12 protein-coding genes are annotated in these 14,034 nt (G+C 71.0%); 9 read left to right on the top strand and 3 right to left on the bottom strand.

The window, feature by feature from the left end:
* The first annotated feature begins 7 nt into the window (after window positions 1–7).
* The 4 genes from ACSHV8_RS27780 to ACSHV8_RS27765 all read left to right on the top strand — a co-directional run bounded on the left by ACSHV8_RS27780 (window position 8) and on the right by ACSHV8_RS27765 (window position 7,361).
* On the top strand, window positions 8–2,932 hold the full coding sequence (locus ACSHV8_RS27780) for a glycoside hydrolase family 48 protein (protein WP_436520201.1): 2,925 nt from the start codon (window positions 8–10) through the stop codon (window positions 2,930–2,932).
* A 4-nt stretch (window positions 2,933–2,936) separates the two neighbouring features.
* Entirely contained in the window at window positions 2,937–4,016 is a 1,080-nt protein-coding gene (locus tag ACSHV8_RS27775; RefSeq protein WP_436520199.1) for a lytic polysaccharide monooxygenase auxiliary activity family 9 protein, read from the top strand.
* Between the two features lie 103 nt (window positions 4,017–4,119).
* Window positions 4,120–5,427 (top strand): SGNH/GDSL hydrolase family protein, encoded by a 1,308-nt coding sequence (locus ACSHV8_RS27770; RefSeq protein ID WP_436520197.1) that lies wholly within the window; start codon window positions 4,120–4,122, stop codon window positions 5,425–5,427.
* 155 nt (window positions 5,428–5,582) lie between these two features.
* Window positions 5,583–7,361, top strand: coding sequence for a BTAD domain-containing putative transcriptional regulator (locus ACSHV8_RS27765; RefSeq protein WP_436520195.1), 1,779 nt, complete (start codon window positions 5,583–5,585; stop codon window positions 7,359–7,361).
* A gap of 6 nt (window positions 7,362–7,367) precedes the next feature.
* Here ACSHV8_RS27765 and ACSHV8_RS27760 read toward each other — a convergent pair whose 3' ends face one another.
* Window positions 7,368–7,988, bottom strand: a complete 621-nt coding sequence (locus ACSHV8_RS27760) for an L-threonylcarbamoyladenylate synthase (protein ID WP_436520192.1) — start codon at window positions 7,986–7,988, stop codon at window positions 7,368–7,370.
* 36 nt (window positions 7,989–8,024) lie between these two features.
* Between ACSHV8_RS27760 and ACSHV8_RS27755 the strand changes: the two genes are divergently transcribed.
* Complete coding sequence (locus ACSHV8_RS27755; RefSeq protein ID WP_436520190.1) at window positions 8,025–8,483, top strand: NUDIX hydrolase; 459 nt, start codon at window positions 8,025–8,027, stop codon at window positions 8,481–8,483.
* 10 nt (window positions 8,484–8,493) lie between these two features.
* On the opposite strand, the gene ACSHV8_RS27750 is transcribed toward ACSHV8_RS27755, so the two are convergent.
* Complete coding sequence (locus tag ACSHV8_RS27750; protein WP_436536932.1) at window positions 8,494–9,612, bottom strand: NAD(P)-dependent oxidoreductase; 1,119 nt, start codon at window positions 9,610–9,612, stop codon at window positions 8,494–8,496.
* On the opposite strand from ACSHV8_RS27750, the gene ACSHV8_RS27745 reads away from it, so the two are divergent.
* Complete coding sequence (locus ACSHV8_RS27745; RefSeq protein ID WP_436536930.1) at window positions 9,505–10,899, top strand: NAD-dependent succinate-semialdehyde dehydrogenase; 1,395 nt, start codon at window positions 9,505–9,507, stop codon at window positions 10,897–10,899. The genes ACSHV8_RS27750 and ACSHV8_RS27745 overlap by 108 nt on opposite strands.
* Window position 10,900: 1 nt before the next feature.
* Here the strand turns inward: ACSHV8_RS27745 and ACSHV8_RS27740 are convergent, their stop codons facing one another.
* Window positions 10,901–11,446: a Uma2 family endonuclease gene (locus tag ACSHV8_RS27740; protein ID WP_436520188.1), complete on the bottom strand. Its 546-nt coding sequence runs from the start codon at window positions 11,444–11,446 to the stop codon at window positions 10,901–10,903.
* A 125-nt stretch (window positions 11,447–11,571) separates the two neighbouring features.
* Here ACSHV8_RS27740 and ACSHV8_RS27735 point away from each other — a divergent pair, with 125 nt between their 5' ends.
* From ACSHV8_RS27735 to ACSHV8_RS27725, 3 genes are read left to right on the top strand one after another with little or no spacing between them, the layout of a single operon-like run.
* On the top strand, window positions 11,572–11,955 hold the full coding sequence (locus tag ACSHV8_RS27735; protein WP_436520186.1) for a GntR family transcriptional regulator: 384 nt from the start codon (window positions 11,572–11,574) through the stop codon (window positions 11,953–11,955).
* A complete protein-coding gene (locus tag ACSHV8_RS27730) occupies window positions 11,952–12,824 on the top strand; it encodes an ABC transporter ATP-binding protein (RefSeq protein ID WP_436520184.1) in 873 nt (290 codons plus the stop codon). Before ACSHV8_RS27735 ends, ACSHV8_RS27730 begins: the two co-directional genes overlap by 4 nt.
* Window positions 12,821–13,831, top strand: a complete 1,011-nt coding sequence (locus ACSHV8_RS27725; protein ID WP_436520182.1) for an ABC transporter permease subunit — start codon at window positions 12,821–12,823, stop codon at window positions 13,829–13,831. Before ACSHV8_RS27730 ends, ACSHV8_RS27725 begins: the two co-directional genes overlap by 4 nt.
* Window positions 13,832–14,034 lie beyond the last annotated feature (203 nt).

Genomic DNA, 14,034 nt, shown 5'->3' with positions numbered 1-14,034 from the left:
CACCCCCGTGAGACAAAGCAGAGGTCAAAGTCTGCGCCGCAGGCTGGCCGTGTTCGGCGTCGCCGTCCTCGGCGCCGGAGCGGCCTTCGCGGCCGGCGGCCCGCCCGCCTATGCCGCCGCCGGCTGCGCCGTGGTCTACAAGGTGCAGAGCCAGTGGAGCGGCGGCTTCACCGGCGACATCGCCATCACCAACTCCGGTGACCCGCTGACGTCCTGGAAGCTGGAGTACAACTTCCCGGACACGTCCCAGAAGGTCAGCCAGGGCTGGAACGGCACCTACGCGCAGAGCGGCCAGCACGTCACCGTGACCAACGCGTCGTGGAACGGCACGCTCGGCACCGGCGCCTCCACCAGCACCGGCTTCAACGGGACGTTCGGCTCCAGCAACCCGGTGCCGACCGCGTTCACGCTCAACGGGGTGGCCTGCAACGGCTCGGCCGCCGCGCCGACCGTGGCGATCAGCAGCCCGGCGTCGAACACCCGCTACACCGGGCCGGCGTCCATCCCGATCGCGGCCACGGCCACGGCGGCCAGTGGGCAGAGCATCGCCAAGGTCGAGTTCTACCACGACGGGCTGCTGCTCGGGACCGACACGACCTCGCCGTACGCGTACACCTGGACCGGTGTCCCGGCCCAGACCGCGGCCTACCACCTGCAGGCCATCGCGTACGACGGCGCCGGCACCAAGAGCAGCACGGCCGACGTCCCGGTCTTCGTGGACGCCTCGACCTCCCCGGCGATCGTCGCCGACGCCACGTCGGCCACGCTCGAACCGGGCGCGAGCGGCTCGTTCAAGCTGGCGCTGAGCGCGGCGCCGAGCGCGAACGTCACCGTCGCGGTGGCCCGCAGCGCCGGCAGCACCAACGTCACCGCCACCCCGGCCACGCTCACGTTCACCCCGTCGAACTGGAGCACCGGGCAGGCCGTGACGATCGCCGCGGCGAGCTCGGCGGCCGCCGGTGACACCGCCACCATCACGGCCACGGCCAGCGGATACACCGCCGCCGCGGTCGGGGTGAGTGTGATCAAGGCCGGTGCGGTCGACGCCCGGTTCACCCAGATGTACAACGACATCAAGAACTCGGCCAACGGCTACTTCAGCCCGGAGGGCGTGCCCTACCACTCGATCGAGACGCTCATCGACGAGGCGCCCGACCAGGGGCACGAGACGACGAGCGAGGCGTTCAGCTACTGGCTGTGGCTGGAGGCCGAGCACGGTCAGGTCACCGGGGACTGGGCGCCGTTCAACAGCGCCTGGACGACGATGGAGAAGTACATCATCCCGTCGCACGCGGACCAGCCGACGAACGCGAACTACAACGCGTCCAAGCCGGCCACGTACGCGGCCGAGCACCCGCTGCCGTCGCAGTACCCGTCGCAGCTCGACACGTCGGTGTCGGTCGGCACGGATCCGCTGGCGGCGGAGCTGAAGAGCACGTACAACACCGACGACATCTACGGCACGCACTGGCTGATGGACGTCGACAACGTGTACGGCTTCGGCCACTGCGGTGACGGGACCTCGCGGGTCACCTACATCAACACGTTCCAGCGCGGGCCGCAGGAGTCGACGTGGGAGACCGTCCCGCAGCCGTCCTGCGACACGTTCAAGTACGGCGGCCCCAACGGTTACCTGGACCTGTTCACCAAGGACACGTCCTACGCCAAGCAGTGGAAGTACACCAACGCCCCGGACGCCGACGCGCGCTCGATCCAGGTCGCGTACTGGGCCAACCAGTGGGCCACCGCCCAGGGCAAGCAGTCGCAGATCTCCGGCACCGTGGCCAACGCCGCCAAGATGGGCGACTACCTGCGGTACTCGTTCTACGACAAGTACTTCAAGCAGCCCGGGTGCACCTCCACGTCCTGCGCGGCGGGCACCGGCAAGAACAGCTCCAGCAACCTGATGTCCTGGTACTACGCCTGGGGCGGCGCCTACGACACCAGCGCCGGCTGGGCGTGGCGGATCGGCTCCAGCACCAGCCACTTCGGCTACCAGAACCCGATGGCCGCGTACGCGCTGTCCAGCACGACCGCGCTCACGCCCAAGTCGGCCACCGGTAAGGCCGACTGGCAGTCCAGCCTGAGCCGGCAGCTCGAGTTCTACCAGTGGCTGCAGTCCAGCGAGGGCGCCATCGCCGGTGGCGCGACGAACAGCTGGAACGGCGACTACTCGGCGCCGCCGGCCGGCACGCCGACCTTCTACGGCCTCTCGTACGTCGAGGCCCCGGTCTACGCCGACCCGCCGTCCAACCAGTGGTTCGGCATGCAGACCTGGTCGCTGGAGCGCCTGGCCGAGTACTACTACACCACCGGTGACACCAAGGCCAAGACGGTGCTGGACAAGTGGGTGACCTGGGCCCTGGCCAACTCCACCATCACCGCCAGCAGCTTCGAGATCCCGTCCGACCTGACCTGGTCCGGCACGCCGGCCACCTGGAACGCGTCCAGCCCGGCGGCCAACACCAACCTGCACGTCACGGTCAAGAGCAAGGGCACCGACCTGGGTGTGGCCGGCTCGTACGCCAAGCTGCTGACCTACTACGCGGCCAAGTCCGGCAACGCGGCGGCCAAGACCGCGGCGAAGAACCTGCTCGACGCGATCTGGACGCACAAGGACAGCAAGGGCGTGTCGGTCACCGAGACGCGCGAGGACTACAAGCGGTTCGACGACGTCTACGACGCCTCCACGGGTCAGGGCCTCTACATCCCGTCCGGCTGGACCGGGAAGATGCCGAACGGCGACGTCATCAAGCCCGGGGTGTCGTTCCTCGACATCCGCTCCTTCTACAAGAACGACCCGGACTTCCCGAAGGTCCAGGCGTATCTCAACGGAGGGGCCGCACCGACCTTCAACTACCACCGGTTCTGGGCCCAGGTCGACGTGGCAACCGGCTACGCCGACTTCGCCCGGTTGTTCCCGAACGGGTGATGTCATGAGAATCTTCCGCATCATCGCGGCGATGGCACTCGCCGTGACCGCCGGAATCCTCGTCCTGCCCGGTGCCGCGCAGGCGCACGGCGCCCTGCAGGTCCCCGGCAGCCGGACCTGGCTCTGCTACCAGGACGGCCGCAACCCCACCACCGGCGCGATCGAACCCAAGAACGCGGCCTGCGCCGCCGCGGTCGCCCAGAGCGGCGTCAATTCCCTCTACAACTGGTTCGCCGTGCTCCGCTCGGACGGCGCCGGCCGGGTCAACGGATTCCTCCCGGACGGTCAGCTGTGCAGCGGCGGGACCGGTGGGCCGTACAACTTCACCGGCTTCAACCTGGCCCGCACCGACTGGCCGCAGACCCACCTGACCGCCGGGGCCTCGGTCGAGTTCCGCTACAACGACTGGGCCAAGCATCCCGGCACGTTCTACCTGTACATCACCAAGGACGGCTACGACCCGACCAAGCCGCTGGCCTGGAGCGACCTGGAACCGACGCCGTTCACGCAGGCGACCGACCCGGCCGTGATCGGCGGCCCGGGCACCGACGACGGTCACTACTACTGGACCGGGAAGCTGCCGTCGAACAAGACCGGTAAGCACCTGATCTACTCGGTCTGGGCCCGCTCGGACAGCCAGGAGACGTTCTACGGCTGCTCGGACGTCGTCTTCGACGGCGGCAACGGCGAGGTCACCGGGGTCGGCACCACGCCGACCTCACCGAGCCCGTCGGTGCCGGCCAGCCCGTCGCCGTCCACCTCCACCCCGGGTGGCGGCACGAGCACCGGCTGCACGGCCATGTACAACGTCACCTCCGCGTGGAGCGGCGGATTCCAGGGCGAGGTCATGGTGCATGCCGGCACCACCGCGGTGAACGGCTGGCGCGTCGGCTGGACCTGGCCGGGGACGCAGACCCTGGCCACCATCTGGAGCGCCAAGGGACGCAGCAGCGGATCGTTGGTCACGGCCACCAACGAGACGTGGAACGGCTCGATCGCGGCCGGTAGCTACACCACGTTCGGGTTCCTCGGTTCCGGCACCGCGCCGGCCACCGTGCAGAACCTGAGCTGCTCGACCGGATAGCCGGTCCGAACCGGCCCGGGGGTGTGCACCTGTCACACCCCCGGGTCGGCTTTCCGGCGGATGCTTGACGGCGCCACCACCGGTTTCCTACGTTGCGATCATCTTGCGAACGGATTTCCTCCCCGCTCTCGGGCGCGCCACCACCCGGCGTGCGGTGATCCTCGGTGGGGTCGGTGCCGCCGCGCTCCTGGCCGCCCCCGGCAACGCCGGCCGGCCGCGCACCGCCCGGGCCGAGACCCCGTGGACCGGCACCTGGGCCACCGCGCCGACCCCGGCCACACCCGAGCTCACCCCGCTGCCGGCCGACTGCACCGTCCGCCAGGTCGTGCACCTGAGCCTCGGCGGGGACGAACCGCGGATCCGGATCACCAACGACTACAGCGCCGACCCGGTGATCATCGGCGAGGTCTGGACCGGCATCCGCTCCGGCGGCCCGGACAGCACCGCCATGTGGCCGTCCACCGTGCGCCCGGTGACCTTCGACGGCCGTACCCACATCGTTGTTGAAGCCGGCGTCAGCCGGGTCAGCGACCCGGTGCCGAATCTGGTCCTGGCCACCGGGGAGGACCTGGTGATCAGCCTGCACCTGCCGCAACGCACCCTGACCGGGACCCTCACCTCGCACGCCTACCAGGTCAACCATGTGCTGACCGGCAACGTCGCGGGCGCCCCGGCACCGGGCGGCGGCGTCGCCGTGACCCGCTGGGTGCTCATCGACGGCGTCAGCGTCCGGACCGTCGGGCCGAGCTCGGCCGTCGTCGCGTTCGGCGACTCGATCACCTGCGGCGCCAACAGTTCGGTCGGGAACAACCGGCGCTGGCCCGACCTGCTGGCCGCCCGGGTCCGCGCCGCCGGGCGGCCGCTCGGCGTGCTCAACGCCGGGATCGGCGGCAACCGGCTGCTCACCGGGCCGGACATCAAGGTCCCCGGGGCCGGCGGCGCTGTCGGCCGGACGCGGGTCGAGGCCGACCTGAGCCCGGACATGGGCGCGGCCGGTCTGCGCCGGCTCGACCACGACGCGCTGTCCCAGCCCGGCGTCTCCCACGTGATCACCCTGATCGGCGTGAACGACATCGGTTCCGGGACCGGCGCCGACGCCCTGATCGGCGGCTACCGCGAGATGATCGGGCGCAGCCGGGCGGCCGGGCTCACCGTGATCGGCGGGACGATCCTGCCGTTCGGCGGCAGCTGGTACGACCGGGACGGCCACCGGGCCGTGCGGACCACGCTCAACCGCTGGATCCGGGAGAGCGGCGAGTTCGACGCGGTCGTCGACTTCGACGCCGCGATCCGCGACGGCGCCGCGCCGGAACGGATGTGGGCGGGCTACGACTGCGGTGATCACCTGCACCCGAACGACGCCGGCATGCTCGCGCTGGCCTCGGCCGTCCCCCTGTCCCTGCTCAGCTGACCCGAATTCCGTGCAATTCGGAAGTTAGCGTCCACGGCCCCCCGTCGGCCCCGCGGACGTCCGGCCATCCTCGGAAAGATCGTTTGCAAATCGATTGCATCCTGAGAGATCGTTCTCCCGGCAACGGTGCGTGATCATTTCGGGGGACGAGCGGCATGCGGTGGCGTCTGCTGGGCCCGGTCTGCCTGGTCGGCGACGACGGCCGCGAGATCGACATCGGCACCGGCAAGCAGCGCTGCCTGCTCGCGGCCCTGCTGATGACCCCGGGCCGGGTGGTGCCGGCCGACACCCTGATCGACCGGGTCTGGGGCGACACACCGCCACGCTCCGCGACGCCGCTCGCACCGTACGCCACCCGCCTGCGCCGCATCCTCGACCCGCTCGCCGGCCCGGACACGCTGCGCTGGACCGACGGCGGCTACGTCCTCGACATCCCGCCCGACCGGGTCGACCTGTACCACGCCCGCCTGCTGATCCACGACGCCCGCACGGCCGCCGCCGACGGCGACCACCAGCGCGCCGGTGACCTGCTCAACGCCGCCCTGGCCGACTGGCAGGACGTCACCCTGGCCGGCGTGCCCGGCGCCTGGGCCGAACGGGTCCGGGCCGGCCTCGACCGGGAACGCCTGGACGCCATCGCCCAGCTCGGCCGGGCCGGACTACGACTGGGCCGGGCGGCCGAGGTGGCCGAACGGCTGATCCCGTTCGCGGCCGAGGAGCCGACCGCCGAAGGCCTGGTCGAAGTGCTGATGCGGGCCCTGGCCGAGGCGGGCCGGCCCACGCAGGCGCTGGAGGAGTACGCGCGGGCCCAGGCGGCGATCGCCGACCAGCTCGGGACCACGCCGGGGCCGGGACTGACCGAACTGCACACCCGGATCCTGCGGGCGACCCACGAGACGCCGGTTCCGGCCCAGTTGCCGCCGGCGCCGCCGGGCTTCACCGGCCGCACCCCGGAAACGGCCCTCCTCGACACGATCCGCGATGCGGGACCGGCGGCGGGCACGAGCCGGCTGGCGGTGATCACCGGGCCGCCCGGCATCGGCAAGTCGGCCCTCGCCACCCACTGGGGTCACCACGCCGCCCCGGACTTCCCGGACGGCCAGCTCTACCTGGACCTGCGCGGCTTCGACGGAGACTCCGACCGCAGCGGGACCGCGATGACCACCGCGGAAGCCGCCCGCAACCTGATCGTCGCCCTGGACCCGGGCCGCCCGATCCCGGACGGCCCGGACGCCCGCACCGGAATGCTCCGCAGCCTGCTCACCGGCCGCCGGATGCTGCTGGTCCTGGACAACGCCCGCGACGCCGCCCACGTCCGCCCACTGCTGCCCGGCACCCCCGGGGTCGCCGTCGTGGTCACCAGCCGGGACCGCCTCGACGGACTTGTCGCCTCGCACGGCGCGATCCCGGTCGTCCTGGACCCGCTGACCCACCGGTACGCCCGGCAGCTGCTGGCCGGCCGCCTCGGGAACCGCCTGGCCGCCGAACCCGACGCGGCCTCGGCCCTGGTCGACGCCGCCGCCGGCCTGCCCCTGGCCCTGGTCGCGATCGCGGCCCGGGCGGCGCTGCGCCCCGGCCGTCCGCTCACCGGCCTGGCCGCCGAACTGGCCGCGTCCCGCCTGGACGGCATGCGCAGCCCCGACGCGGCCACCGATCCCCGGACGGTCTTCTCCCGGTCCTACCGCGCCCTGAGCCCGGCCGCGGCCCGCCTGTTCCGCCTGCTCGGCACCCACCCCGCCCCGGACGTGACCACGGCCGAAGCCGCCGCCCTGTCCGAGACGCCGCCGCTCGACCCGCCGCGGCCTGAGGCGTCGCAGCCTGAGGCGCCGGCGCTGGCCGAGCTCGCCGCCGCCGGCCTGCTCACCGAACGCCCCACCGGCCGCTGGGCCGTGCCCGACCTGCTGCGGATCTTCGCGGCCGGCCTCCCGGACTGAAACCGATCACTCGTCGAAGCGCGACGGATCCCCGGCCCCCACCCGCAGAATCTCCGGCACCCCGTCGGACAGGTCGATGACGGTCGTCGGTTCGATGCCGCACTCGCCCTCGATCACCGCGTCCACCGCGTGATCGAGCGCCTCCTTGATCTCCCAGGCCTGGGTCATCGGCTCGGCCTCGCCGGGCAGCAGCAGCGTGCTGGAGACCAGCGGTTCCCCGAGCTCGGCGAGGATGGCCTGTGCGGTCGTGTGCGCGGTGATCCGTACGCCAACCGTCTTTTTCTTGGGGTGAAGAAGTCGCCGGGGGACTTCTCTGGTGGCGGGCAGGATGAATGTGTAGGGCCCGGGTGTGCTCGCCTTCACCGCCCGGAACGACGCGTTGTTGATCTGCACGAACTGCCCGAGCTGGGCAAAGTCGTGGCACATCAGCGTGAAATGGTGTTTGTCGTCGAGATGCCGGATGCTCCGGATCCGATCGAGCCCGTCCTTGTTCCCCATCCGGGAGCCGAGCGCGAAGCACGAGTCCGTCGGATAGGCGATCAGCCCGTCCTCCCGGATCAGTTGGACGATCTGATGAATGGTCCGCGGTTGCGGATTATCCGGATGCACGTCGAAGTACTTCGCCACTCCGCCCAGCTTAGGCCGTCCCTAGACTCTCCTGTCATGGAGATGGTCCACCGCCCGGCCGTCCGCGTGATCTGTTTCGACGCCGACGGCCGCGTCCTGCTGATGAACTGGCGTGATCCGATCGACGGACATCAACTCTGGGAGCCGCCCGGCGGTGGCATCGACCCGGGCGAGACACCCCTGGAGGCGGCCCGTCGCGAGCTGACCGAGGAGACCGGTCTCGACCCGGAAGCCGTCAGTGCGACATTCGTCATGGTCGATCGCGACACGATCTGGAAGGGCCGCCGCATGACCGGCCCGGAACAGTTCTTCGCCGCGCGTTACCCGATCGCCGGCCCGGACCTGGCCCGCGAAGGCCTTCTGCCCTACGAGAAAGCCGAGCTGCTGGGCCACGCCTGGGTCCACCCCTCGGATTTCTCGTCCCTCCCGGATCCCCTCGAACCCCCGTCGCTCGGCGACATTCTCCGATCAAATTCCTTATTCGGTACGGCGTGAGCACCCGTTCTCAGCGTGATTCGAGCGCCCGGATCACCGCCGCCATGTCCTCACCCGCATGCCCGGCCGACGACGTCTCGGCATACAACTCCAGGCACGTGTCCAGCAGCGGCGACGGGATCCCGGCGGCCTCGGCGGCCTCCACGATCAGCTGGTTGTTGTAGAGCACGTCCCGGATCGACGCCTGCACCCCGAAGTCCCGGTCGAGCAGCTTGCGCCCCTTGATCCGGGACACCGGGCTGGCCATCGGCCCGGCGTCGAGCGCGGCCAGCAGCGTCGCCCGGTCCAGCCCGTGCCGGTCGGCGAAGTGGAACGCCTCGGCCAGCCCGGTCACCATGCTGATCAGGAACGTGTTCACCGACAGCTTCATCAGCAGCCCGTTCGGCGCCGCCCCGCACCGCACGACCTCCCGGCACATCGGCCGCAGCAGCGGCGCCACCCGGTCCAGGTCGGTGTCGTCCCCGGCCAGCATGGCCACCAGCTCACCGTTCTCGGCCGGCACCCGCGACCCGGACACCGGCGCCTCGACATACCGCCCGCCGGCGTCGCGCACCTGCTCGGCCAGCCCCCGCGACCAGGCCGGCGCGGTCGTACCCATGTGCACCAGCGTCCGCCCCCGCACCATCCCGGCGAACCGCTCGGTGTCGCGCCCCAGCACCTGGTCGGCGACCCGATCGGTGGCCAGCATCATCAGCACGACATCGGCCACCCGGAACACCCCGGCCACGTCCTCGGCCACCCTCGCCCCGGCCGCCGCCACCTCGGCCGCCGCCCCCGGCGACCGATTCCACACGACGAGCTCCACCCCGGCGCGGGCCAGGTTGAGCGCCATCGGCCGGCCCATCACACCCAGCCCCAGAAATCCCACGATCACGCAGCTCACGGTAGACGCCGGGCGGTCCGGGCGCGGGGGCCAATCCGGGAAGCGTGGCGGCGCGCCGCGATCCGGAGAATGCTGGGGCGTATTCGGACCTTGATGGAGGCAGCAGTGGAAACCGAACTGTTCATCGGCGGCAAGTGGCTGGCCGCGTCCTCGGGGAACCGGTTCGACGTGCTCGACCCGGCGACGGGGGAGGCGGTCGCGTCGGTGGCCGACGGCGGTGAGGCCGACGCGATCGCCGCGGTGGATGCGGCCGCGGCGGCGGGCCCGGCCTGGGCCGCGACACCCCCGCGGGTGCGCGGCGAGGTGCTCCGCAAGGCGTTCGAGCTGATGACCGAGCGGGCCGCCGCGCTGGCCGAGCTGATCAGCCGGGAGAACGGGAAGGCGCTGACCGACGCGAAGGGCGAGGTCACGTACGCGGCCGAGTTCTTCCGCTGGTTCGCCGAGGAGGCCGTGCGGATCGACGGCAACCTGACCTCGGCCCCGGGCGGCACCAACCGGATCCTGGTCACGCGCCAGCCGGTCGGCGTGTGTGTGCTGGTCACGCCGTGGAACTTCCCGGCCGCCATGGCCACCCGCAAGATCGGTCCCGCGCTGGCCGCCGGGTGCACCGTGGTCCTGAAGCCGGCCAGCGACACCCCGCTGACCGCCCTGGCCATGGCCGCGATCCTGGCCGAGGCGGGCGTGCCCGAGGGCGTGGTCAACGTGCTGCCGTCGCGCAGCTCGGGCAAGGTCGTCTCGGCCATGCTGCGCGACGCCCGGGTTCGCAAGCTGTCGTTCACCGGTTCCACCGAGGTCGGCCGGATCCTGCTCGCCCAGGCCGCCGAGAACGTGGTTAACACGTCGATGGAGCTCGGCGGCAACGCCCCGTTCCTGGTCTTCGCGGACGCCGACCTGGATGCCGCGATCGAGGGCGCGATGCTGGCCAAGATGCGCAACGGCGGCGAGGCGTGCACGGCCGCGAACCGGTTCTTCGTCGAGGCGGCCGTCGCCGACGAGTTCTCCCGCCGGCTCGCCCAGCGCATGTCGGCGCTGGTGGTGGGCCCCGGCACGGACGAGAAGACGCAGGTCGGCCCGCTGGTCAACGAGGACACCGTGGCCAAGGTCGACGCGCTGGTCAAGGGTGCTCTGGAGGCCGGCGCGTCGGCGGTCACCGGCGGCACCCGTCCGGACGGGCCGGGCTTCTACTACCCGCCGACCGTGCTCACCGGGGTCGGCGCCGATGCGGCGATCCTGCGGGAGGAGATTTTCGGCCCGGTCGCGCCGATCGTCACGTTCACCGGGGAGGAGGAGGCGGTCCGGCTGGCCAACGACACCGAGTACGGCCTGGTGGCCTACCTGTACACCGGTGATCTGGCCCGCGGCCTGCGGGTCAGCGAGAAGATCGAGGCCGGCATGGTCGGCCTGAACCGTGGTCTGGTCAGCGACCCGGCGGCCCCGTTCGGCGGCGTGAAGCAGAGCGGCATCGGCCGTGAGGGCGGCCACGAGGGTCTCCTGGAGTACCTGGAGTCCAAGTACATCGCCGTGAACTGGTAGTTCAGCGCCGGCGCAGCAGCGCCTCGGCGTCCAGCTCGAAGGGGAACGGTTCGGTCGCGACCAGCCGTTCCCCTCCCGCATGCTCGGTGTAGTGATCCCCGGTCAGCCGGAACAGGCGCGAGGTGACGGTGTCTCCTTCCGGCTCGACCAACAGGTACCACTCGATTCCCGCGGCCGCGTAGAGCATCATCTTCAGAATTCGGTCGTTACCGGCGCTTTCCGGTGACGCCACCTCGCCGACCAGCACCACCTGGCCGGCGTCGGCCATCGTGTCGCCGGCCTCGGGGGTGGCCACGAGGTCCGGAATGACGATCCGGCCGGCCTGCAGCCGGGTGTTGATCGCCCGGAAGACCCAGAGCCCCGCCGCCTCGGCGCCCGGATCCAGCAGGGACGCCAAGCGGCGTGCGATGTGCTGATGGCGGGCGCCTGGAGCCGGGCTGACCAGCACGCTTCCATCGAACAGCTCGATGCGGTCGATGGTCTCGCCGAGCGCCAGATAGTCCTCCTCGGTCCACGGCCCGAGATGCTCGGTCACGGCGATGCTCATGCCGTCCAGCCTGCCATGCGAGCCGCCGCCCGGGCCACGTCCTTCATCGGCCTGTGGACAACCCTCTTTCCAGGATGGACTCACATCGCTATTGTGCTAGGTAACTAGTGAAACGGGGTGGTGAGGTGATCGAGTTTCACCTGGACGCGAGGTCCGGGGTGGCGCCGTACATGCAGCTGATCCAGCAGGTGCGGCACGCTCTGCGGCTCGGACTGCTCAAGGAGGGCGACAAGCTGCCCACCGTCAAGGAGGTCGTGGCCCGGATCGCGATCAACCCGAACACGGTGTCCAAGGCGTACCGCGAGTTGGAGTACGAGGGCCTGGTCACGGCCCGCCCGGGCGTCGGCACGTTCGTCACCAAGACGCTGGGCACGTCGACCGGGCACGAGCCGCTGCGCCGCAGCCTGGAGGAGTGGCTGGCCGGGGCCCGGGAGGCCGGCCTCGACAACGAGAGCATCGAAGCCCTCTTTCTCAGTACTTTTCGGAATTTTTCGGAGGCGCGGTCATGACTAGCGCACTACGCACCGAGGGGCTGACCAAGCGGTACGGACGTCGTACCGCGCTGTCCGGCTGCACCCTCGACATCCCGGCCGGCCACGTCGTCGGCCTGGTCGGCCCGAACGGCGCCGGCAAGTCCACCCTGCTGCAGCTCGCCTGCGGGCTTCTCGATCCGACCGCGGGGCGGATCGAGGTGCTCGGCGAGCGGCCGGCCAGCGGCTCGCCGCGGGTCGGGTTCGTCGCCCAGGACACGCCGGTCTACGCCGGCCTGACCGTCGCCGAGCATCTCCGGCTCGGCGCCCACCTGAACCCGTCCTGGGACGACGCCCTGGCCCGTCGGCGGATCACCGCCGTCGGCCTGGACCCGGCGCAGAAGGCCGGGAAGCTCTCCGGCGGCCAGCGCGCCCAGCTGGCCCTGACCGTGGCCGCGGCCAAACGGCCCGAGCTGCTGCTGCTGGACGAGCCGGTGGCCGCGCTCGACCCTCTCGCGAGGCGTGCGTTCCTGCAGGGCCTGATGGAGCTGACCGCCGAGAACGGGATGAGCGTGATCATGTCCTCGCACCTGGTCGCCGACCTGGAACGGGTCTGTGACCACATGATCGTGCTGGTCGGCTCCCGGGTGCGGGTGGCCGGCGACGTCGAGGACCTGCTGGCCGGTCATCACCGTCTCGTGGGCCCGCGGCGCCCGGTCGAGGACACCACCGGCTGGGACGTGATCGAGCAGAGCCACACCGACGTGCAGTCGACGCTGGTGGTGCGCAGCACGGCCCCCATCGACGACGCGTCGTGGCAGGTCAACGGGCTGGATCTGGAGGACATCGTGCTGGCCTACATGAGCGGGGCGACGGCTCCGGCGCGAGTGCTGGAGGTGCAACGATGATCTGGCTGACCTGGCGGCAACTGCGGGTCCAGGCGATCGCCGGTGCCGCCCTGATCGTCCTGCTCCTGGCCCTGATCCTGATCTCCTGGCGGCAGGTCACCGATCTCGCGTCGAGCAGCGGGTATACCGGCTGTTCGGGTGACGCGTGCGCCGCCGCCGCGAAGACGTTCCTGTCCCAGGTGCGCGACGGCCTGCCGCAGGGCGCGTACACCTTCGGCCTGGCCGGGCTGTTCCTGCTGCCGGCGATCGTCGGCGCGTTCTGGGGCGCGCCGATGGTGGCCCGGGAGCTGGAGTCCGGCACGTACCGGATGATCTTCAGTCAGTCCGTGAGCCGCGGCCGCTGGCTGCTGGTGAAGCTGGCGCTCGGCGCCGCCGCCGTGGTCGTCGGCGTGGGCGTGCTCAGCCTGATCCTGACCCGGTGGGCCGGGCCGATCGACACGGCCGGCGGCGACCGGATCACCCCGCTGGTCTTCCCGGGCCGCGGTGTCGTGCCGATCGGGTACGCGGTGGCCGGGTTCGTGATCGGCGTGACCCTGGGCCTGGTCCTGCGCCGGACCCTGGTCGCCATGGCGGTCACCCTGCTGGTGGTCGTCGGCCTGCAGGTCGCCGCGCCCCTGGTGTATCGGCCGTGGCTGGCCCAGCCGACCGACACGGTCACCGCGCTCGACGTCGAGGACCTGGACGGGATCGGCATGAACCCGGAGACCGGCAAGATGCATCTGCAGGTCCACCCGGTGGTGCCGGGCGCCTGGGTTCTGAAGAACATCGTGCTCGGTGCCGACGGGAATCCGTTCATCGGTCCGGCCGATCTCACCAAGTGCGGTCAGAAGGCCGGCTTCGACGAGTGCCAGGCATGGATCAAGACCCAGAATCTTCGCGTACGGATGTCGTACGTGCCCGGCTCGAAGTTCTGGACCCTGCAGTGGCGTGAGTTCGGCGCCACGCTCGTGCTGGCCGGCGCGCTGTCCCTGTTCTCCCTGTGGTGGATCCGGCGACGACTCGTGTGAGATCACGGTCACGACGGCTCGTGGAGACGGGCCGTCGTGACCGCGTGAAAACGGTTCCGGAAACAGTAAGTCGTCGATACGTTCCGTGATGGCTTGCCCGTGACAGGGGGCGAAGTGAATAATCTTGCACTCAGGCCAACACCCGATGTTGCGGCCGAGGCGCTGTGGCCGATACTTGGCGGGCTTCCCGGCACCCCCCATGC

The sequence above is a fragment of the Actinoplanes sp. HUAS TT8 genome (assembly GCF_051380535.1).
Taxonomy (GTDB): domain Bacteria; phylum Actinomycetota; class Actinomycetes; order Mycobacteriales; family Micromonosporaceae; genus Actinoplanes.
This window is presented reverse-complemented; position numbering and strand designations above follow the sequence as displayed.

Bases quoted from the DNA above. Each gene is read 5' to 3' on its own strand.
- ACSHV8_RS27725 (WP_436520182.1), top strand. From the start codon at position 12,821: ATGATCTGGCTGACCTGGCGGCAACTGCGGGTCCAGGCGATCGCCGGT.
- ACSHV8_RS27755 (WP_436520190.1), top strand. From the start codon at position 8,025: ATGGAGATGGTCCACCGCCCGGCCGTCCGCGTGATCTGTTTCGACGCC.
- ACSHV8_RS27775 (WP_436520199.1), top strand. From the start codon at position 2,937: ATGAGAATCTTCCGCATCATCGCGGCGATGGCACTCGCCGTGACCGCC.
- ACSHV8_RS27730 (WP_436520184.1), top strand. From the start codon at position 11,952: ATGACTAGCGCACTACGCACCGAGGGGCTGACCAAGCGGTACGGACGT.
- ACSHV8_RS27765 (WP_436520195.1), top strand. From the start codon at position 5,583: ATGCGGTGGCGTCTGCTGGGCCCGGTCTGCCTGGTCGGCGACGACGGC.
- ACSHV8_RS27740 (WP_436520188.1), bottom strand. From the start codon at position 11,446: ATGAGCATCGCCGTGACCGAGCATCTCGGGCCGTGGACCGAGGAGGAC.